The organism is Actinocrispum sp. NPDC049592 (genome assembly GCF_040675465.1).
Classification (GTDB): domain Bacteria; phylum Actinomycetota; class Actinomycetes; order Mycobacteriales; family Pseudonocardiaceae; genus Kibdelosporangium.
Window position 1 is genome coordinate 46,134 of the sequence record NZ_JBFAPA010000011.1, and the last position, 18,850, is coordinate 64,983.

Annotated in this window: 22 protein-coding genes and 1 pseudogene; 8 read left to right on the forward strand and 15 right to left on the reverse strand. The window is 68.9% G+C overall.

What is annotated here, in order from left to right:
- The first annotated feature begins 119 nt into the window (after positions 1-119).
- The 4 genes from mce (at position 120) to AB0J95_RS26310 (ending at position 2,929) form a co-directional block, all read left to right on the forward strand.
- Positions 120-566 carry a methylmalonyl-CoA epimerase gene (gene mce, locus AB0J95_RS26295; protein ID WP_364762989.1) on the forward strand — a complete coding sequence of 149 codons (447 nt, stop codon included), beginning with the start codon at positions 120-122 and terminating at the stop codon, positions 564-566.
- Positions 567-655: 89 nt separating this feature from the next.
- Complete coding sequence (ccrA, locus tag AB0J95_RS26300; RefSeq protein ID WP_364762992.1) at positions 656-1,987, forward strand: crotonyl-CoA carboxylase/reductase; 1,332 nt, start codon at positions 656-658, stop codon at positions 1,985-1,987.
- A gap of 67 nt (positions 1,988-2,054) precedes the next feature.
- On the forward strand, positions 2,055-2,534 hold the full coding sequence (locus AB0J95_RS26305; protein WP_364762995.1) for a MarR family winged helix-turn-helix transcriptional regulator: 480 nt from the start codon (positions 2,055-2,057) through the stop codon (positions 2,532-2,534).
- Positions 2,531-2,929, forward strand: a complete 399-nt coding sequence (locus AB0J95_RS26310; protein ID WP_364762998.1) for a hypothetical protein — start codon at positions 2,531-2,533, stop codon at positions 2,927-2,929. The genes AB0J95_RS26305 and AB0J95_RS26310 overlap by 4 nt, the downstream gene beginning before the upstream one ends.
- On the opposite strand, the gene AB0J95_RS26315 is transcribed toward AB0J95_RS26310, so the two are convergent.
- The gene (locus tag AB0J95_RS26315; protein WP_364763000.1) at positions 2,886-3,461 is read right to left on the reverse strand and encodes a TetR/AcrR family transcriptional regulator; all 576 of its coding nucleotides are present in this window, start codon (positions 3,459-3,461) and stop codon (positions 2,886-2,888) included. The two genes, AB0J95_RS26310 and AB0J95_RS26315, sit on opposite strands and share 44 nt — an antisense overlap.
- A gap of 76 nt (positions 3,462-3,537) precedes the next feature.
- A complete protein-coding gene (locus AB0J95_RS26320; RefSeq protein ID WP_364763003.1) occupies positions 3,538-3,912 on the reverse strand; it encodes an SPW repeat protein in 375 nt (124 codons plus the stop codon).
- A 127-nt stretch (positions 3,913-4,039) separates the two neighbouring features.
- Here AB0J95_RS26320 and AB0J95_RS26325 point away from each other — a divergent pair, with 127 nt between their 5' ends.
- The 3 genes from AB0J95_RS26325 to AB0J95_RS26335 all read left to right on the forward strand — a co-directional run bounded on the left by AB0J95_RS26325 (position 4,040) and on the right by AB0J95_RS26335 (position 7,796).
- A complete protein-coding gene (locus AB0J95_RS26325; RefSeq protein ID WP_364763006.1) occupies positions 4,040-5,155 on the forward strand; it encodes a chromosome segregation protein in 1,116 nt (371 codons plus the stop codon).
- A complete protein-coding gene (locus tag AB0J95_RS26330) occupies positions 5,152-5,577 on the forward strand; it encodes a nuclear transport factor 2 family protein (protein ID WP_364763009.1) in 426 nt (141 codons plus the stop codon). The genes AB0J95_RS26325 and AB0J95_RS26330 overlap by 4 nt, the downstream gene beginning before the upstream one ends.
- Positions 5,578-5,774: 197 nt before the next feature.
- Entirely contained in the window at positions 5,775-7,796 is a 2,022-nt protein-coding gene (locus AB0J95_RS26335; protein ID WP_364763012.1) for an FG-GAP-like repeat-containing protein, read from the forward strand.
- 47 nt (positions 7,797-7,843) lie between these two features.
- Here AB0J95_RS26335 and AB0J95_RS26340 read toward each other — a convergent pair whose 3' ends face one another.
- Together AB0J95_RS26340 and AB0J95_RS26345 are read right to left on the reverse strand one after the other, a co-directional pair.
- Entirely contained in the window at positions 7,844-8,494 is a 651-nt protein-coding gene (locus AB0J95_RS26340; RefSeq protein WP_364763014.1) for a hypothetical protein, read from the reverse strand.
- Positions 8,457-8,672, reverse strand: a complete 216-nt coding sequence (locus tag AB0J95_RS26345; RefSeq protein WP_364763016.1) for a zinc ribbon domain-containing protein — start codon at positions 8,670-8,672, stop codon at positions 8,457-8,459. Before AB0J95_RS26345 ends, AB0J95_RS26340 begins: the two co-directional genes overlap by 38 nt.
- 23 nt (positions 8,673-8,695) lie before the next feature.
- Between AB0J95_RS26345 and AB0J95_RS26350 the strand changes: the two genes are divergently transcribed.
- A complete protein-coding gene (locus AB0J95_RS26350) occupies positions 8,696-8,980 on the forward strand; it encodes a hypothetical protein (RefSeq protein WP_364763018.1) in 285 nt (94 codons plus the stop codon).
- Here AB0J95_RS26350 and AB0J95_RS26355 read toward each other — a convergent pair.
- The 11 genes and pseudogenes from AB0J95_RS26355 to dhaK all read right to left on the reverse strand — a co-directional run bounded on the left by AB0J95_RS26355 (position 8,961) and on the right by dhaK (position 18,844).
- Positions 8,961-9,938, reverse strand: a complete 978-nt coding sequence (locus tag AB0J95_RS26355) for an adenylate/guanylate cyclase domain-containing protein (RefSeq protein ID WP_364763021.1) — start codon at positions 9,936-9,938, stop codon at positions 8,961-8,963. The genes AB0J95_RS26350 and AB0J95_RS26355 overlap by 20 nt on opposite strands.
- Positions 9,935-10,387, reverse strand: a complete 453-nt coding sequence (locus AB0J95_RS26360) for a universal stress protein (protein ID WP_364763024.1) — start codon at positions 10,385-10,387, stop codon at positions 9,935-9,937. The genes AB0J95_RS26355 and AB0J95_RS26360 overlap by 4 nt, the downstream gene beginning before the upstream one ends.
- Before the next feature lie 231 nt (positions 10,388-10,618).
- Entirely contained in the window at positions 10,619-11,458 is an 840-nt protein-coding gene (locus tag AB0J95_RS26365; protein WP_364763027.1) for an ISAs1 family transposase, read from the reverse strand.
- Positions 11,459-11,562: 104 nt separating this feature from the next.
- Positions 11,563-11,817: pseudogene (locus tag AB0J95_RS26370) on the reverse strand (transposase family protein); the annotation flags it as partial.
- A 325-nt stretch (positions 11,818-12,142) separates the two neighbouring features.
- Entirely contained in the window at positions 12,143-12,979 is an 837-nt protein-coding gene (locus AB0J95_RS26375; protein WP_364763029.1) for a phosphotransferase, read from the reverse strand.
- Positions 12,979-13,584, reverse strand: coding sequence for a DUF3558 family protein (locus tag AB0J95_RS26380; RefSeq protein WP_364763032.1), 606 nt, complete (start codon positions 13,582-13,584; stop codon positions 12,979-12,981). The genes AB0J95_RS26375 and AB0J95_RS26380 overlap by 1 nt, the downstream gene beginning before the upstream one ends.
- Positions 13,585-13,600: 16 nt before the next feature.
- Positions 13,601-15,379 carry a 3-hydroxybutyryl-CoA dehydrogenase gene (locus tag AB0J95_RS26385; RefSeq protein ID WP_364763035.1) on the reverse strand — a complete coding sequence of 593 codons (1,779 nt, stop codon included), beginning with the start codon at positions 15,377-15,379 and terminating at the stop codon, positions 13,601-13,603.
- Between the two features lie 218 nt (positions 15,380-15,597).
- The gene (locus tag AB0J95_RS26390) at positions 15,598-16,548 is read right to left on the reverse strand and encodes a DUF3558 family protein (protein WP_364763038.1); all 951 of its coding nucleotides are present in this window, start codon (positions 16,546-16,548) and stop codon (positions 15,598-15,600) included.
- A 12-nt stretch (positions 16,549-16,560) separates the two neighbouring features.
- Positions 16,561-17,229, reverse strand: a complete 669-nt coding sequence (dhaM, locus tag AB0J95_RS26395; RefSeq protein ID WP_364763041.1) for a dihydroxyacetone kinase phosphoryl donor subunit DhaM — start codon at positions 17,227-17,229, stop codon at positions 16,561-16,563.
- Entirely contained in the window at positions 17,226-17,852 is a 627-nt protein-coding gene (gene dhaL / locus AB0J95_RS26400; protein WP_364763044.1) for a dihydroxyacetone kinase subunit DhaL, read from the reverse strand. Before dhaL ends, dhaM begins: the two co-directional genes overlap by 4 nt.
- Positions 17,852-18,844, reverse strand: coding sequence for a dihydroxyacetone kinase subunit DhaK (dhaK, locus tag AB0J95_RS26405; RefSeq protein ID WP_364763047.1), 993 nt, complete (start codon positions 18,842-18,844; stop codon positions 17,852-17,854). Before dhaK ends, dhaL begins: the two co-directional genes overlap by 1 nt.
- Positions 18,845-18,850 lie beyond the last annotated feature (6 nt).

Genomic DNA, 18,850 nt, shown 5'->3' on the forward strand with positions numbered 1-18,850 from the left:
TCGTTAACCTCAGACCATACCCACGGGGAACGACGGAACCGATTCCGAGCAACGGACTGTGTCGCGCACACCACAGACCTGTCGCGTTGGCGTCGCGAAGTGTGCTTACTCTCAATGTTATGCCGCAGCAGCCTGCCACCCGTGTGACCGCCATCGACCACGTCGGCATCGCCGTGCCCGACCTGGACGAGGCGATCGAGTTCTACCGTTCCGCGTTCGGCCTGGAAGTGACCGCCGAGGAGGTCAACGAGGAACAGGGCGTGCGCGAGGCCATGCTGCGGGTTCCCGGCGACGACGGCACCGGCACGGCGATCCAGCTGCTCGCACCGCTGTCGCCGGACTCGACGATCGGGAAGTTCATCGCCCGCAACGGTCCCGGCATGCAGCAGCTGGCTTACCGGGTGGCCGACATCGACGAGGCGTCCGACGGCGCGCGGGCCAACGGCCTGAATGTGGTGTTCGACTCGCCCCGGCACGGCACCCAGAACAGCCGGACGAACTTCATTCACCCGAAATCGGCCGGAGGCGTTCTGGTGGAATTGGTGGAGCCCGCTTCGGAGCGCTGAATCGGTCCCGGTGGCGCAGGTCTCACAATTGTGGTGATCTTCGGTTACCGGTGGGTAACCTCCGGGCATTCGCGACCTGGAGGCACACCGTGGAAAAGATCCGTGACGCCATTCTTTCGGGTGACCTGAACGCCGCCGGCGATATCCCGGTACCGGATCACTACCGGGCGGTGACGGTGCACGCCGACGAGGTGGACATGTTCGCCGGCCTGGAGACCCGCGACAAGGACCCGCGCAAGTCGCTGCACGTCGAGGACGTGGCCACGCCCGAGCTGGGACCGGGCGAGGCGCTGATCGCGGTGATGGCGTCGGCGATCAACTACAACACGGTCTGGACGTCGATCTTCGAGCCGCTGGACACGTTCGGCTTCCTGCGCCGCTACGGCAAGACGTCCGAGCTGGCCAAACGCCACGACCTGCCCTACCACGTGGTCGGCTCGGACCTGGCCGGCGTGGTCGTGCGCACCGGGCCGGGTGTGCAGGCCTGGAAGCCCGGCGATGCCGTTGTCGCACACTGCCTTTCGGTCGAGCTGGAGCACCCGGACGGGCACAACGACACGATGATGGACCCCGAGCAGCGGATCTGGGGGTTCGAGACGAACTTCGGCGGCCTGGCCGACCTCGCGCTGGTGAAGTCCAACCAGCTGATGCCCAAGCCGGCGCACCTCACGTGGGAGGAGGCGGCGTCGCCCGGTCTGGTGAACTCCACGGCGTACCGCCAGCTCGTGTCGCACAACGGCGCCGCGATGAAGCAGGGCGACACCGTGCTGATCTGGGGCGCCTCGGGCGGTCTGGGGTCGTACGCGACCCAGTTCGCGCTGAACGGCGGCGCGACCCCGGTGTGCGTGGTGTCCAGCCCGCAGAAGGCCGAGATCTGCCGGCGGATGGGCGCCGAGCTGATCATCGACCGCGCGGCCGAGGACTACCGGTTCTGGTCGGACGAGGACACCCCGGACCCGCGGGAGTGGAAGCGGTTCGGCGCCCGGATCCGTGAGCTGACCGGCGGCGAGGACCCGGACATCGTGTTCGAGCACCCGGGCCGGGAGACCTTTGGTGCCAGCGTGTTCGTCGCCCGTCGCGGCGGCACGATCGTGACCTGCGCGTCGACCTCCGGGTTCATGCACAGCTACGACAACCGGTACCTGTGGATGCACCTCAAGCGGATCGTGGGTTCGCACTTCGCCAACTACCGCGAGGCCTCCGAGGCGAACCGGTTGATCGCCAAGGGAAAGATCCACCCGACCCTGTCGAAGTCCTACCCGCTCACCGAGGTCGGGCAGGCGGCCTACGACGTGCACCGCAACGCCCACCAGGGCAAGGTCGGCGTGCTGTGCCTGGCCCCCGAGGAAGGCCTCGGCGTGACCAACCCCGAACTGCGCGCGAAGCACCTCACCGAGATCAACCGCTTCCGCGGCGTCTGATCTCCCCGAAACCCCAGGTCACGCCCCTCGTGGCCTGGGGTTTCGCCGGGCGTGATATCTTTCCTTCATGGAACGAACGGAACTCGTCCGAGCGGTCAACCGGGCGACGTTCCGGCTGGTCGACGACGCTCGCCGGGGCATGAGCCGGTCCTTCGACGCGCCACGCGTGGGCGTGCTGCACGTCGTGGCTGCGCAGGGGCCGGTCCGGCCGGGGACGATCGGGGAGGCGCTCGACATGGCGCCTTCGTCGGTGACCCGGCACGTGCAGGCCCTTGAGGACGCCGGGCAGGTCACCGTCGAGGCCGATCCCGCGGACGCCCGCACCTGCCTCGTCGAGGTCACCGAGGCCGGTACCAAGGAGCTCCAGCACCTCGAAGCCGCGGGCCTGACCGTGTTCGCGGAAGTCGTCGCCGACTGGTCCGAGGACGACCTGCGGACCCTCACAAGCCTGCTCACGCGGCTCACCGATGACTGGGAGCAGCGTGGGCCCGCCGCCAAACGCCGTAACCACCCCAAGAAAGAACCCCGATGGAGGTTCCGGACGTGACAATGCGTTGGGCGGCAAGGTGTCTGTACGCCGAGGCTGTGTTCCAGATCGTCATCGCCGTGCTGTTGTGGCTCAACTGGGAGCCGACAGTCAACGCGTTCATCGGTACGGCGTTCGCGCCCAACCGCGACGCCGCCGAGGGCACGGCGTTGGGCGCGGAGGTCGTGCACGTCGTGCTGGCCGGGCTGTCCGTCTGGTTCGCTACCAGGCTGCCCAAAGGAAGAGTCCGGGCGACAGTTGTCATGGCGCTGGTCGCGGTCGGCGGTGTGGCGGCGATGAAGCTGCCGTCGCAGACCTATCTCAGCCCGATCGGAGTGGCCATCGCGATCGCCGCGATCGTGTTGATGTGGGTCAGGAGCTCTGTCCCGCGCCCAGAGTCAGCGCATCGGCGATGAACGAGACCTCGCGGTCCATCGGCGGCGGCGTCTCCTCGGCGTGCCGGGCCACCGAATGCCGGTAGCTGACGGCCAACGCGAACAGGCCGGCCGCGCTGTCCACGTCCGACATGGCGATCGTGCCCGCGCCCGCGGCCAGGATCACCGAGCGGACCTGCACGACGATCGAGTGGTAGCGGGCCTGGAGCGCCTCGCGGACGGCGCTGTGGGTGTCCGCCTCGCGCCACAACAGGTGGGACAGCAGGCGGGACTTGCTCAGCCGGTGGTCCAGTTCGGCCACCAGGTGGCGCAGGCTCGCGGCCACGTCACCGGGGACGACAACCTTCGACGGTTCGATGTGCTCGTCCGGCAGCCGCTGCACCAACGCGGTCAGCAGGTCGGACTTGCGGCGGAAGTAGTAGTGCACGAGGCCCTTGGGCACGTGCGCGGCCTCGGCGATCTTCGAGGTCGGGGTGGCGTCGAAGCCCGTCTCGGCGAACAGTTTCTCGGCCGCGGTGAGGATCCGCTCCTTGGCGTCGGCTGACTTCGACACTGGTACCCCCTCGCGGCGGAGTGCGCCCCGGCATCACACCAAGCCCGGAGCGCGCTCCGCAAGGGATTCGGTCAGCTCAGTGCTGGCCCGCCATGCCCTGGTGGGCGGTGGTGGCGGCGGGCAGGGCGACTGCGCCGGCGATGGCCGTCAGCGCACCGATGATGAACGCGCTCCACATCGCGCCGGTCATGTCGGTGAAGCCCATCACCCACGGCGAGATGAACAGCAGCACACCCAGCACGATCTGCACGTACTCACCGAACACGACGCCCGGCATGGCCAGTGAGAACAGACCGTCGAGGACGATCAGGGCGCCGAGCACGACCATGGTCCAGGTGATGGTGTTGGTCGTGGTCAGCCACAGCGGGGACAGCACCGCGACGACCCCGAGAACCACTTCGGCCCAGTCCTGCCAGCGGGTCCATGCCCTGGTGGACGTTGTGTCGCTCATGGCGATCACCTCCGGGAAGGAGAAAAGGTCCTACGTGTCGATAGTGCGCTTGGTTGGCCGGCCGGTCAAGAGTTGTGATGTGGTATACGCGCACATGGCGCTGAACCGTGCGGGGTAGGTTGGGGGCATGGCGCTAGGCGAGGAACGCGAGCTCGTACCGCTCGGTGTCGGCTTCGACATCACCAAGCGTGGCTACAGCAAGATGCAGGTCGACGACCACCTCGAACGGGTGGACAACGACCTCAAGCTGCTGGCCGCCGACCGGGACGCGGCGGTGTCCCAGGCGGCCGACCTCGCTCGGCAGCTGGAGATCGCGCGGTCGGAGATCGACGACCTGCGCGGCCAGGTCGAACGCCTGTCGCTGCCGCCGACCACGCTGGAGGGCCTGAGCGAACGCCTGCAGCGGATGCTGCGGCTGGCCCAGGACGAGGCGACCGAGACCAAGGCGCGCGCCGAGGCCGAGGCCGGGCACATCCGGGCCAAGGCCGAGACCGACGCGAACGCCCTGCGCGCCCGCTACGAGGAGATGCTGCGCGGCCTGGACACCCGGCGCGCCGAGATGGAGGCCGAGCACCTCAACGTGCTGGCCAAGGCGCGGGCGGACGCCGACGAGATCACCTCGAAGGCCGAGGCCGAGCGCAACCGGCTGGACGCGGAGTCCGAGCAGCGGCGCACCCAGGTCGAGGAGGACTTCGAGATCGCGATGGCCTCGCGGCGCACCGAGTCCATGCGCGCGCTCGCCGAGCAGGAGGCCACCAGCAAGGCCGAGGCCGAGCGGCGCGTGCGGGAGGCGACCGAGGAGGCCAACCGCCGCAGGCACGAAGCGCTCACCGAGTCCAACGCGCGGCTGCAGGAGGCCAGCGAGGAGGCGCACCGGCGGGTGCGCGAGGCGACCGACGAGGCCAACCGCCGGATCAGCCATGCCGCCCAGCGCGTCGCCGCCCTGCGCCAGCTGCGTACCCGCGTGGCCAATCAGCTTCGCCAGGCGCGCAGCCTGATCCAGGACGCGGACGTGGTGCTGGACAACGCGACGCCGGTGCTGGACCCGTTGCCCGAGGAGCGCCGGCCGCAGGACGGCAACCCGGCCGCCGAGGAGCCGCCGACCAGGAAGTTCACCGCGCTCACGCAGACCGAGGCGGCCGGTGGCCCGCCGAAGGAGCACTGGGAGCCGGCCGAGCCGGAGGAGCTCCCGCTGGACACCACGAAACCGGTGGCCAAGCCGGTGCCGAAGCCCCGCCCGTGAGCGACCGGGACCTGCACAACCTCATCGCGCGTTACGCGGAACTGGTCGACACCGGCGACTTCGCCGGGGTCGGCGAGCTGTTCGCGGAAGGCACGTACAGCGCGGGCTTCGGCTCGGCCAGCGGTGCCGCGGACGTCACGAAAGCCTTCCAGCGCATCGTGATCCTCTACCCGGACGGCACGCCGAGGACCAAACACGTCACCACCAACACCATCCTGGAGCTCGACGGCGACACCGCCGCCGCGCGGTCGTACTTCACCGTGTTCCAGGCGGTCGCGGACCTGTTGCCGTTGCAGCCCATCGCGAGCGGGCGCTATCACGACACGTTCACGCGGCGCGACGGGCAATGGCGGTTCACCGAACGGCGGGTGACCGTCGACCTCGCCGGTGATCTGCGCCACCACCTCCACCAAATCCCCTGACCCCACCTTGTCCTCCGGGCCACGGACCGCCTAGGGTCGTGCCCGCGGGGTGGTGAAGTAATTCCTGGGGGAATACTCACGAATCTGGGGTGGCCGCGTTTCACGCGGCCTTCGTGGCGTGGGCTTCTCGATTCCGAGAATTGCGGCGCTTTTCCGCCTGTGCCTGCGAAATCTCTTCTACAGGGGTGTGTCTCGACGTGTCATCCAGACGTTTGCGAGCGGGGCTGCTGGCCGCCGGCCTGGCCGGGGCGAGCCTGCTCTCCGCCGGATCGGCCGGGGCGATCACCGGTGGGGCGCCCGCGCCGGACGGGTCGTTCCCGTTCTCCGCGAAGCTCGACATCGGCGGAGTCCGCAGCTGTAGCGGTACTTTGATCGACGTGCAGTGGCTGCTCACCGCGAGCAGCTGTTTCCCGGAGAACAACGGGCAGGACGGCGCCCCGGCCAAGGCCACCACGGCCACGATCGGGCGCACGAACCTGACCGGCACCGGCGGCCAGGTCGCGCCGGTGACCAGGCTGGCGTTCCGCGCGGACCGCAACCTGGTGCTGGCCCGGCTGGCCGCTCCGGTCACCGGCATCACGCCGGTCAAGGTCGCCACCACCGCGCCCGCCAAGGACGACGTGGTGCGGATCACCGGTTACGGCCGGACCGCCACCGAGTGGGTGCCCGACCGGCTGCACAGCGCCACGGCCACGGTCGACGCCGTCGCCGCGACCACGCTGAACCTGTTGCCACAGGCCGGGAACGGCGCCACCACGTGCAAGGGCGACTCCGGCGGCCCGGCGTTCCGGGAGACCGGCGGCGGGGCTGAGCTCGTCGCGGTGCACAGCACTTCGTGGCAGCACGGGTGTTTCGGCGAGACCGAGACCCGGCAGGGCGCCGTTGAGTCCCGTGTGGACAACCTCGGCGGCTGGCTCGAGTCGCAGCTGCTCGACCTGACCGCGACTCCGGCTCCGCAACACGCGATCACCCTGTCGTGGGCCCGGATCTCCTCGCAGGCCAACGCCTCCTACCGCGTCTACGGCTCGACCACGCCGGACGCGCCGACGCTGCTGGGCACCGTGACGACTCCCGGCTTCACGCACACCGCGCTCGCGGCGAACCAGACCTGGTACTACAAGATCGTGCCGGTCGTGAACGGCCAGGACGGCCCGGCGTCGACGGTCGTGTCCGCCACCACGGCCGTTCCGACGGTCACCGATTTCACCGGTGACAAGAAGGACGACATCGGCGCGTTCTACGACTACACGAACGACACCACCAGCATGTACAACTGGGTCTCCACCGGCGCCGGGTTCTCCGACGCGACCACCAAGTGGTCCAGCGGCCAGGGAAACTGGTCGATCGCCAAGACCAAGTTCGTCACCGGTGACTTCAACGGCGACGGCAAGGGCGACATCGCGGGCGTCTACTACTACGGCAACGCGCTGACCCGCATCTTCGTCTGGCAGGCCACCGACACCGGCTTCACCGGCGCCACCCCGCGCTGGGAGAGCAACGGCTGGGACGCGTCCAAGGCCAAGTTCGTCTCCGGCGACTTCAACGGCGACGGCAAGACCGACATCGCCGCGTTCGCCGACTACGGCAACGGCGTGGCCAAGCTGTTCGTGTGGGAGTACGGCACGGACAAGTTCGCCGACCCGACGGTGAAGTGGCAGAGCAACCCCGGCGGCTGGAACACCAGCCAGAGCCAGTTCGTCACGGGTGACTTCAACGGCGACGGCAAGACCGACATCGGCGCGCTGTACTCCTACCAGGGCAACACCGTGCGGCTGTTCACCTGGGAGTCGACCGGGTCCGGGTTCACCGGCGCGACCTCGAAGTGGGCCAGCGGCACCGGCCAGTGGGAAGGCGCGCGGACCCGCCTGTTCACCGGTGACTTCAACGGCGACGGCCGCACCGACGTCGGCGGCACGTACGACTACGGCAACAACACCACGCGCATCTACGTGTGGTCCGCCACGGCCACCGGCTTCACCGACGCCACCTCGAAGTGGCTGAGCAACGGCTGGAACATGGGCCAGAGCAAGTTCACCACCGGTGACTTCAACGGCGACGGCAAGACCGACATCGGCGCCCTGTACGACTACGGCGGCGGCGTCACGCGCCTGTTCACCTGGAACGGCAACCCCACCGGCCTGGACAGCCCGGTCGAGAAGTGGGCCAGCCACCCGGGCGGCTGGGCCGTCGGCCCCACCACCCTGATCAACCAGTACTGAGCTCGGAGCGAAGAGCCCCGCCGTGCCGCGGCGGGGCTCTTTCGCGTTCAGGGCAGGTGCGGCCGGAAGTGGTCCGTGAGGATGTCGGCGACGGCTTCGGCGTCCTGGCTGCCGTCGACCTCGAGGACACGGATTCCCAAGCGGCGCGCGGACTCCACGGCGTCTGTCGCGATGAGACGGTCGCGGGCGAGCCGGTTGCGTTGGGCCCGTCCGGGGTTGGTGACGACGGCGCCGACGGCCTGCGCGCGGGGCAGGGTGCGGATCTGGTGGGCGCGGAACTCGTCCGTGGGCACCATGACGATCATCTGCGTCGGCGCGGACAGCAGCGGCGCCACCAGTTCCGGGCGCAGGCCCCAGCCCTCGGCGAGAACCGGGTGCGGGGAGACCAGGCCGCGCAGGTCCTCCAGGGTGTACTCGAACCGCCGCGGGAACAGGTCAAGTGCGCGGGTCGCCAGGTCGGCTGGGGTGGAGTTCACCCAGTCCGGCGGCCCGGTCTCGACGCCCGCGGCCCGGAGCCGATCCGTGTACGTCCGGACGTCGAAGTAGTCCCAGTGGTAGGCCGTGAGCCGATGGCGGTACGCTAGGATCCGGGCGACCGTGGTCTTCCCGGCCCATTGGGCACCGCCGATCCACAAGGCGGTCCGGGCGGTGTCGTACCCCTCAGCCGCCGCAGCAGCCGCCACCACAGCATCCCCCACCGCCGCCACCACCGCCGGACGTGACGGCTGCGGTCCCGGCGAGACCCGCCATGGACAGCAGCTTCACCGTGTCGGTGTGACCCTCGGGGCAGCTGGCGGGCGCGCTGGACTCGCTCATCGGCCGGTTGACCTCGAACGTGTCGTGACAGTCACGGCACTTGAACTCATAGGTGGGCACGGACCGAAATATAGTCACCAGCTGTGCCCCGCAGGAACCGCGCCAAGCGTGACGATCCCCGGCCGAGACCGTCGGGGACGTTCCAGCGCGGCGAGGAGGGCCCGGACGGGGACTGGAATGTCCGGTCCGTCACAGGTTCCGCCAAGACCTACCGGTGTCCGGGCTGCGACCACGAGATCGGGCCGGGCGTCCCGCATGTGGTGGCGTGGCCCACGGACGACTACGGCAACGTCGAGGACCGACGGCACTGGCACAAGGCGTGTTGGCAGGCCCGTCTTCGCCGGCGCCCTACTTCGAAGCGCTGGTAGCCCGGCGCAGCACCGACGGCTTGAGCCGGTGGAAGCCGCGCACGGACACAGGACGGCGGTGCCGGATCGTGTACGCGGGATCGTCTTGTAGTGCGGCGGCCAACTCCGCGTCCACAAGCACTGCACCGGGGTTGCAAATGGACGTCAAACGGCTCGCGATGTTCACCGTCGACCCGTAGACATCACCGAAGCGCGACAGCACACGCCCATACGCCATGCCCGCGCGCAACGACGGCAGATCCGGGTCCGCCTCCGCCAGTTCGACGAGGGTCAACGCGATCTCGGCGCCCGCCTGCGGGGTGTCCGCGACGAACAGCACCTCGTCGCCGAGCATCTTCACCACCCGGCCGTGCTGTTCGCCGATCGCCTTGGTCACCATGGTCTCGAACTGTTCGAGCACATGGGACAGTTCGGCCTCGCTGGACCGCCGGGTCAGCGACGTGTACCCGACCATGTCGGCGAAGCCGACGACTTCTTGCGCGGAGTCGAGCGATTCCTCAGGCGCCGCAAGGGCCCGGCCCGCGTACGCGGTGAGCTGGCGGCGCCAGGTGAAGGCGTGCAACCGTTCCAGGTCCGGGATCAGCTGGTCGATGAACTGGGCGAAGCCGCGCTCGTCGGCCAGCAGGTCCGGCTGGGCCGCGATCAGCTCCTGCAGCACGCGGACCTCCATCTCGGCGATCCGGGAGATGTGCTGGCCGAGCACGCGCGCGATCGAGTTCTGCGCGCCCGCGTCGTACAGCCCGAGCTCGGTCAGCTCCTTGACCAGCCGCAACGCCTCGACATCGGCCTCGGTGAACACCACCTCGTCGTCGCCGACACTCGCGAACCCCAGCGACCGCCACAGTTCCGTCGCGCGCTCCAGCGGCATCCCGGCCTTCTCGGCCACCTGCACGCGCGTGTACTTGCGCCGGCCGCCCAGCAGGACCCGTTCGACCCGCGCCGGCAGCGACTCGTTCACGTGGTGTGCACGATGAGCACGTCGACCCCCGACTTCCGGGCGACCTCCGACGGCACGGACCCGAGAATGCGCCCGGCCAGCGTGTTCAGCCCCCGGTTGCCGACCACCAGAAGATCGGCCTGCCGCTCGCGGACCAGGTGGGTCAGCGTCGGCACCGGCTCACCGTCCACGATCACCGTGTCGATCTTGGTCGCACCGGCCTTCGTGGCCCGCTCGGACGCGGTGCGCACGGTGTCCTCGGCAGGCGCCGACCCGACGACCTGATACGCCACATCACTGCCCAGCTCGTCCTGCGCATGCTCGACATCACGCCGGCTCGCGGGCTGGTACGCACACGCGATGACCAGCGTCGCACCACTGTCCGCGGCCACCGCCGCGGCCCGGTCCACCGCACGGTACGACGAGTCCGACCCATCCGTGCCGACAACAATGGTCTGGTAGGCGGCCATGGGAACTCCTCCTCGGCGAGCTACTGCCGGTAACTTACCCTGCCGTAGCCTTAACTACCCAACGACACCACGGTTACGAACCACCCTCAAGCCGGACCAGGCCCATCCCACCACCCGACCGGCAACGACGCCCCTCGAACCGCAGTTCCCGACCGCCCGCCCCGCAGTCGCCAACTCGCAGCAATGCCGCAACGGCCACCAGAACCCCCCACCCTCCCGGGCAGGGTTCGGTCAAAATCGGTTGTGGCTGGTCAGGCATGGATTCCGAGCAGGGTGAGTGGTCGGGTGGTGTCTCGGGCCCATGTGGCGGAGGGCTTGGGCGATGTTGATCCACCCTGTTGTGCGTAGGGCGCTGCTGGCGAGGTTGCGTAGGGAGGCCATGGCGCGGGGTGCGTTGCCGGTGCGCAGTCGAGAGGTGTCTTCGGTGCAGGTGACGTCGCGGACCCAGTGCAGTCTGTTCTCGATCCTCCAGTGTCCGCGTAGCAGGAACGCGATGCAGGCGGGATCGGCCTGTTCGGGGGTGAGGCTGGTGACCCCGAACCAGGTGTGGGTTTCGTGTTTGCCGGTGGCGCGGTCGGTGCGGTCGCGGGTGATGCGGAAAACCTGTGCCACACCAGGGAAATCCAGATCGTCGGGTGTGTCGGGTGCGGTCCGGAGGTGGATGGCGCGGTGTTCGATGCGGTGGTGCCCGGTGTCCTCGGTGGTGTGCTGCTCGATTGTCGGCCAGGACAGAGCGGCGAGTCTGGCGTGCAGGCGGTGCTGGTTTTTCTTGACGGTGAACACGTAGTGGGCGTCGCGGCCGGTGAGGTAGGTGGCGTGATCGCGGACGGTGTGCAGGGCGTCCGCGGTGATGACGACTCCGGTCAACTCGAGACAGTCCAGCAGTGGGGTGAACCAGGCGATCTCGCTGGTACCGATCGGGACGAGTCGTTGTGCGGCGACGGTCCCGGCGCGGTGGGTGAACGCTGCGAGTAGGTGTACTCCGGCGCCGCCGGTGCGGGGAACGGTGCCTCGTAAGGTTTTGCCGTCCACCGCGACCGCCACCAACGGCACCGAAACCACCACATCCACATCCTCGACGGCACTCGGATCCTCGACACCGATGTCCTGGGCAGCGATGTCGTGGTCACTGTCTGGTGCGGTTTCTGGGTGGCGCGGTCGAGGATCCAGACACTGATCGCGGCGTCCAGTTCATCGCCGTCGACCCGGCCCAGTGCTCGACGCATGGTCGCCTCGCCTGGCGCGACGAACCGGGCCTGTCGCGGGTCGAACCGTGCACCCAACTGTTTCAGGACTGATTGAGGGGCGTCCGCGGCCCATTCCCCGATCGCGGTGGTCGATCGCGCACCCGCGGCGACCGCGACCGCCCCGATCGTCAACAGTGAGCCCAGCGAGTGCCGAATCCCTCGCCGGTCCCGCCGGTCGGTCACCTGCCGAGGTATTCCCGCAGGTCAACTACCCGCCATGGCTCGATTGGGCCCACTTGATCAAACACCACGGGCATCGGGGACGATGACACGGCAGGCACGACTCTCCAACACGATCATGGGATCTCGACAATCACATGATCAACTAGAGGTCGTGCCTGCACTCATGCGGGTGATCGACTTTGACGGAGCCCCCACCCTCCCGGGGGCGGCCCCAAGGCCAGTCTATCGACGTAGAGGGGACGCGGCCGGGGGTTGACGCTGGCTGTGGATAACCGTGAGGTGTGAGTGCGCCGAAACGAGCGTCCTCAGCGCCCCTGCGAAATGGTCAGCCCATCAGTTCGCGGAGCCAGCCTCGGCCTTCGGCCGCGAAGGTGGGGTCGCCGTGTTCGTAGGCCCACACGATGGTGGTGACGCCGAGGTAGGCGAGGTAGAGGCGGTAGAAGTACATGTCGTCGTCGGTGGGGGTACGGCCGTAGCCGTCGTAGAAGGCCTCGCGTAACTCTGGGGACTGGCGCCAGTGGCGCAGGTCCATGCGGTTGGTGTCGGTGATCCAGGGTTGGCGGCGGGCGTGACCGAAGTCGATCAGACGCACGGTGCCGTCGTCGTCGACGAGCCAGTTGCGCGGCTGGTTGTCGAGGTGGCAGGGGACGGTGATCAACGGCGGCATCTCGGTGATCTCGCCGACCTGGTCGCGGGCGCTGTCGATCTCCGCGTGGGACAACAGGTGCGCGCCGCGGAACAGGTACTTCTCGAGGTCCTCCACGAGGTTCTCGGCGTAGTCCTCGTCGACGACGGGTGCGGCGCTGACGTGTAGCAGTCGCGTCAGTTCACCGATGCGGTGGTAGATCGACGGGTCGTACTCCCACCGCGTGCCTTCGACGGTTGTGCCGTTGAGTTTGTTCAACAGCAGCATGTTCATGTCGTCGTGCGCCGAGTGCAGCGCCGGCGCTGAGTCCGAAAGCATCCGCACCCAGTCCCGGTAGGCGCCCAGCTCCTGCCGGTACTTCTTTTCCTGCACAACGTGTTTGGCGATCCAGCCGGTGCCGGACGCGTCGACCACCTCGACCACGACGGCCTCGCCGTGTGCCATCGACCGGTCCGCGACGAACGTGCACTCCCCCAGCACCTCGGTGCACCGGGCGACGATTCGAGCGGTGTCCACTAGGACAACGCCGCCGGCTCGCGCGGGATGATGATCTCCGCGACCTTGCGGCCCAGCTCGCACTGCGGCCCGAACAGCTGGCTGCTGTCGATCACGCCGATGCCCACGTTGCCGTCCGAGTACTTCATCGACAGCACGCAGGACGCGTCCTCGCTCTGCTGGTAGCTCACCGGCCGCCCGGCCACGGTGTACGTGCCGGTCGGGTTCTTCACCGCGAGCGACCGGGTCTTGCGGTAGTACAGCTGCACCCCGACCTTGGTCTGCGGGGTGCCGATCTCGTAGGTCCACCGGCAGGACTGGTCGAAGTCCGCGTTGATGTTGGTGTTCGCGGTCGGCTGGGTGGCGTTGGCGCCCTGGTCCTTGAACGGCAGGTCGTCGAAGGTCAGCAGCTTGCACAGCTTCTGCTCCATCGCGGGCGCGTCCGTGGCCGGCGGGCTGTCCAGCGGCCCGGCGGACGGTTTGGTGGAACCCGACGACGGCGAGGACGACGTCGGGCTGTCCACCAGGGCCTGCGGGTCGGCCAGCGGGCTGCCCTGCACCTTCTGCCCGCACGCCGCTGTCAGGGCGGCGACCAGCAGCAGCCCGGTGACCATCGACTTTCGCACCGGCCAAACCTACCGGCTATGTGTAGTCGCGGAAGCCCTTACCCGTCTTGCGGCCGAGCCGTCCGGCGGTGACGAGGTGCTCCAGCAACGGCGAGGGCGCGAACCCGGGCTCGCGGAACTCGTTGTAGAGCGTGCGCTGGATGGCCAGCGAGACGTCCAGGCCGACCACGTCCAGCAACTCGAACGGCCCCATGGGCAGGCCACACGCGGCCTTCATGGCGGTGTCGATGTCCTCGCTGGGGGCGTAGTGCGCGGCGACCATCTTGACCGCGTCGTTGAGGTACGGGAACAGCAGCGCGTTCACGATGAACCCGGCGCGGTCGCCGCAATGCACGGGATGCTTGCCGACCTTCGCGCAGATGGCGTGCGCGGTGGCCACGACGTCCCCGTTGGTGGCGATGGTGTGCACGACCTCGACCAGCTTCATCACCGGCGCCGGGTTGAAGAAGTGCAGGCCGACTACGTCGCCGGGGCGGGAGGTCGCGGCCGCGCACTCGATCACCGGCAGCGACGAGGTCGTCGTGGCCAGCACGGTTCCCGGCTTGCACACCTCGTCCAGCGCGCCGAACACCGCGCGCTTGACCGCCAGGTCCTCGGCAACGGCCTCGATGACCAGGTCGCACTCCGCGAGTTCGTCGAACTCCACGGCAGGAACGATCCTGGCCAGCGTGCGGTCACGGTCCTCTTCCGACAGCCGGCCCTTGGCGACCTGCCGGTCCAGCGACTTGCGCACCTTGGCGACGGCCCCGTCGGCCTTCTCCGCGGACCGGGCCCGCAGCACGACATCGAAGCCCTTCTTGGCGAACACCTCGACGATCCCGGTGGCCATCGTGCCGGTGCCGATCACACCCACCCGCGAGACGTCGCGGGCCGCAACGGCGTCCTCCCCGGCGGGACGCGGGGTCAGCGCGTCCGGCACCACGACCGGCGAACCGGGCTCCTCGTAGGTGTAGAAACCGCGCCCGGTCTTGCGGCCGAGCATTCCGGCCGTGATCATCTGCTTGAGCAGCGGCGCGGGCGCGTGCAGCCGGTCGCGGGACTGTTTGTACATCGTGTCCAGGATTTCCGACGCGATATCCAGCCCGATCAGGTCCAGCAGCGCCAACGGGCCCATCGGATATCCGCAGCCGTACCGCATTGCCGCGTCCAGGTCCTCGCGCGTGGCATATCGCTGCTCGTACATCAGCACCGCGTGGTTGAGATAGCTGAACAGCAGCGAGTTCGAGATGAACCCGGCCCGGTCGCCGATCACCAATGCGGTCTTGCCGACCCGCTCCACGAGGGCCACGACATCTTCGATCACATCCGGCTCGGTGACCACCGTGCGCACGACTTCGACCAGTTTCAGCACCGGTGCCGGGTTGAAGAAATGCAGCCCGACCACCCGCTCAGGCCGTCCGGTGTGGACACCGATCTCGGTGACCGACAGCGAGGACGTGTTGGAGGCCAGGATCGTCTCGGCCGGGAGCACCTTGTCCAGCTCGGCGAAAACGGACGCCTTGAGCTGCAGGTTCTCGGTCACCGCCTCGACCACGAGATCACAGGAAGCGAGGTCCGCGAGATTCGCGGAATAGCCGATCCGGGCCAGCAACGCATCGCGCTCGGCGGCCGTCAGCTTTTCACCGGCGACGGCTCGCTCGGTGGAATGTTCGACCAGTGCGCGGCCGCGTTCGACACCGTCCGCGTCGATCTCCACGCCTACCACGTCGATCCCGGCTCGCGCGAACACCTCGGCCACCCCGGCACCCTGAATACCGAGGCCGACCACGCCAACACGCCTGAACTCACGAGCCACTGGAAACCTCCCGGGCCATTGCTACCGTGGGGTAACCATGCCCCGGAATGCCGCCTCATGCGCGTGAACTACGCCTCAGAATCGAGAAAGCCTTCCCCCGCGTGTCCCACGTTCGCGGCCCCCGTGTCCCACGTTCGCCGACCATGAGATCCCCGCTCGAGGGGATTTCGGGGTGCACGAACGGGGGACACGGGGTCGGCGAACGGGGGACACGCCGGTCAGGAGGTGGCGGGGAGTTTCTCCCAGACCTCGCCGGCCACGATCCGGGCGGCCGAGCAGGCGGCGTCGGCCTGGTTGGGGGCCAGCCGGACCACGACCTGGGCCAGCTCGCGGCCGGTGCCCTTGAGTTCGGCGACGCACAGCGAACGTCCGGTGATGTCCACGTTGTACACACCGGTCTGCTTGCCATCGATGGTCTCGTGCTTGACGTACGACGCACCCGACGGCTCGGCGAGCACGTATCGCACCTGCAGCGACGGCACGGTCGGGCCACCCCACCGGCATTGGTGGTGCGCGGGGTAGCTGTTCACGTCGGCCACCGCCAGGCCCGGGATCTGGCTCAACGAGACCACCGCGGCCTTGCAGGCGTCCAGCGGACCGAACGAGGTGGGCTCGTACTGGCGGTGGGTGACCTTCTTGGCGGCGACGTTCTCGGCGATCACCGTCGCGGACTTCTCCACGACCGAGCACAGCTCGGAGACCGTCTTGTTCGGCGAGTCCACAGTGTCCGCGGAGACCGCGAGGGTCACGTTGTCGCTGAACACAATGTAGCGGGCGCAGCGGTCGGGCACCGGGGTCTCCTCGAACACCCGCAGCGACCCGACCGGCTCGACCTCGCGGTTCTGCCTGGCCTGCAGGTCGGCGACGGAGTTGATGCGCTCCAGCAGTCCGAACCGGACGGCCACGTTCGCGCCGCTCATCGGCATCCGCAGGACGCAGTAGTCGTAGGACTCCTGGTCCTGGCGTTGCGCGGTGCCGAACTGGGCCAGCGCGGCCGGGTCGAGCAGGCCGCACGGATCGAGGGTGTTGGCGTTGCCGATCAGCTCCACCGAGCTGTCCGGCAGGGGCTTGCGGGCCTGCGGATCAGGGAACGCCGTGCCGCCGACCCGGCTCGTGCACCCGGAGATCACGAGGGCAGCGACCAGCAGCGCAGCCCACAACCACCGCATCCCGCGCCATCCTCACTCGTCGAAGCCGCGTGAGATCAAATCCCCGACCCGCTGCAGCGCCTCCCTGGCGTCCGGCCCGGTGGCTGAGACCTCCACCCTGTCCCCACCGCGCGCGCCCAAGCCCATCAGGGCGAGCACACTGGCCGCATCCGCCTGCTTCCCGGCAAATCTTAGAATGACTTTCGCGTTCAGTTCGGCAACAGTTCGGGCGAGCAGGGCCGCCGGGCGGGCGTGCAGACCCACATCGTTGGTCAGCACGAACTCCTCAGCCCCTGAAGAAACCGGTTCCGGTGACTCACCGTGAGCTGCGCCGGAAGTCACAGCGGCGGTAAGCACCCGATCCATGTCCGCTTCGCCCTGTGCCGCCACCGCGGCCGCGACCGCACCCTCCACAAAGGGCGCGTCGGCCACGACGGCGGTGTTCGGGTCGCCCAGCATCTCCACGGCGAGCTCGGCGGTCATCTTGGCGCTGCCGAGGTCGTAGAGGATCACGACCCCGGCCCCCTGCTGGGCCTCGTCCAGCGCGGCGGACACCGCGTCGAAGTCGGTGCCCAGACCGCCGTCCGGCATGCCGCCCGCGGCCCGGATCGTCACGTCCGGCGCCATCTGCCCGGCCAGGTCGGCCAGTCCCTCGGCGAGCTTGGCGCTGTGCGAGACCAGCACGAGCCCGACCCGGGTCATGACGCGGCGTCCGCGAACGCCCTCAGCAGCAAGGCGGTCGAGCGGGCGCCCGGGTCCATGTGCCCGGCGCTGCGCTCACCGAGATAGGACGCGCGGCCTTTGCGTGCCACCAACGGGATCGTGTCCTGCGCGCCCTTGTCCGCCGCCTCGGCCGCCGCGGACAGCACCGCCGCGATGTCGCCGCTGCCGGACTCCTGTGCCGCGGCGACGGCCGGGCCGAGCGCGTCGACCATCGTCTTGTCGCCCGGTTCGGCCTTGCCCCGGGCCACGACCCCGTTCAGGGCGGCCCCCAAAGCGGCCACAATGGACTCCGCGGTCAACTCGGTCTCCTGCCCCACAGCCGACGAAGCACGCAGGAAAGCCGTGCCGTACAACGGACCCGCGGCGCCGCCGACGGTCGAGATCAACGTGCTGGCGACCAGTTTGAGCACCGCGGCCGGCGTCTCACCGGGATTGTCCAGTTTGGACAGCACTGCGGTGAAGCCGCGCTTGAGGTTCTCGCCGTGGTCGCCGTCGCCGATCTCACGGTCCAGGTTCACCAGCTCGTCGCGGTGCTCCTCGACGGTGGCCGCGACCTTGCGGATGGCCGCCACGACACCGTCGACCGTGCAGCTCGCGGCCATCAGACGCCCCAGCGCAGGGCGGCGGTCCGGACCGGGGCGTCCCACCAGCGCAGCATCTCGTCGTCCACCTTCAGCAACGTCAGGCTCATGCCCTGCATCTCGAGGCTGGTCACGTACGGCCCGACCAGCCGCCGTTGCACCACGATGCCACGCTCGGCCAGCAGCCGCTCGGCGATGCCGTGCGCCAGGTACAGCTCGATCAGCGGGGTGCCGCCCATCGAGTTGGTGAACAGCAGCACGCGGTCGCCGGACTGGAACGGCAGGTCCTCCAGGATCGGCTCGAGCAGCGCCGGTACCAGCTGGTCGGCGGGCATGTGCGGGACGCGCTGGCGGCCGGGTTCGCCGTGGATGCCGATACCGATCTCGATCTCGTCGTCGGCCAGCACGAAGCTCGGCTCGCCCACGTGCGGCACGGTGCACGCGGTGAGCGCCACGCCCATCGACCGGACCTGCGAGATCACCTTGCGCGCCAACGCCTCCACCTCGTCCAGGCCATATCCGCCCTCGGCCGCGCCGCCGACGATCTTCTCCAGCAGCACGGTCCCGCCGACACCCCGGCGGCCCGCGGTGTACAGCGAGTCCTTCACGGCCACGTCGTCGTCGATCACCACGGTCCGCACGTCACCCTCGGCGAACTCCGCTGCCGTCTCGAAGTTCAGCACGTCCCCGGTGTAGTTCTTGACGATCAGCAGCACCCCCGCGCCGCCGTCGACCAGCTCGGCCGCGGCCTGTACCTGGTCGGGCGTTGGCGAGGTGAACACGGCCCCCGGGCAGGCGGCGTCGAGCATGCCCAGCCCGACCAGGCCGCCGTGCATCGGCTCGTGCCCGGAGCCACCGCCGGAGATGACCGCCACCTTGCCGGTCACGGGGGCGTCCGCGCGGTAGATCACCGCCGGCTCGGTGCGGACCTTCAGAACGTCGGCGTGCGCGGCCGCGAGGCCCGCGAGCGACTCGGCGACAACGGTCGACGGATCATTGATGATCTTCTTCACGGCAGC

Bases quoted from the DNA above. Each gene is read 5' to 3' on its own strand.
- dhaL (WP_364763044.1), bottom strand. From the start codon at position 17,852: ATGGCCGCGAGCTGCACGGTCGACGGTGTCGTGGCGGCCATCCGCAAG.
- dhaM (WP_364763041.1), bottom strand. From the start codon at position 17,229: ATGACCCGGGTCGGGCTCGTGCTGGTCTCGCACAGCGCCAAGCTCGCC.
- AB0J95_RS26305 (WP_364762995.1), top strand. From the start codon at position 2,055: ATGGAACGAACGGAACTCGTCCGAGCGGTCAACCGGGCGACGTTCCGG.
- mce (WP_364762989.1), top strand. From the start codon at position 120: ATGCCGCAGCAGCCTGCCACCCGTGTGACCGCCATCGACCACGTCGGC.
- AB0J95_RS26390 (WP_364763038.1), bottom strand. From the start codon at position 16,548: ATGCGGTGGTTGTGGGCTGCGCTGCTGGTCGCTGCCCTCGTGATCTCC.
- AB0J95_RS26360 (WP_364763024.1), bottom strand. From the start codon at position 10,387: ATGGCCGCCTACCAGACCATTGTTGTCGGCACGGATGGGTCGGACTCG.
- AB0J95_RS26325 (WP_364763006.1), top strand. From the start codon at position 4,040: ATGGCGCTAGGCGAGGAACGCGAGCTCGTACCGCTCGGTGTCGGCTTC.
- AB0J95_RS26320 (WP_364763003.1), bottom strand. From the start codon at position 3,912: ATGAGCGACACAACGTCCACCAGGGCATGGACCCGCTGGCAGGACTGG.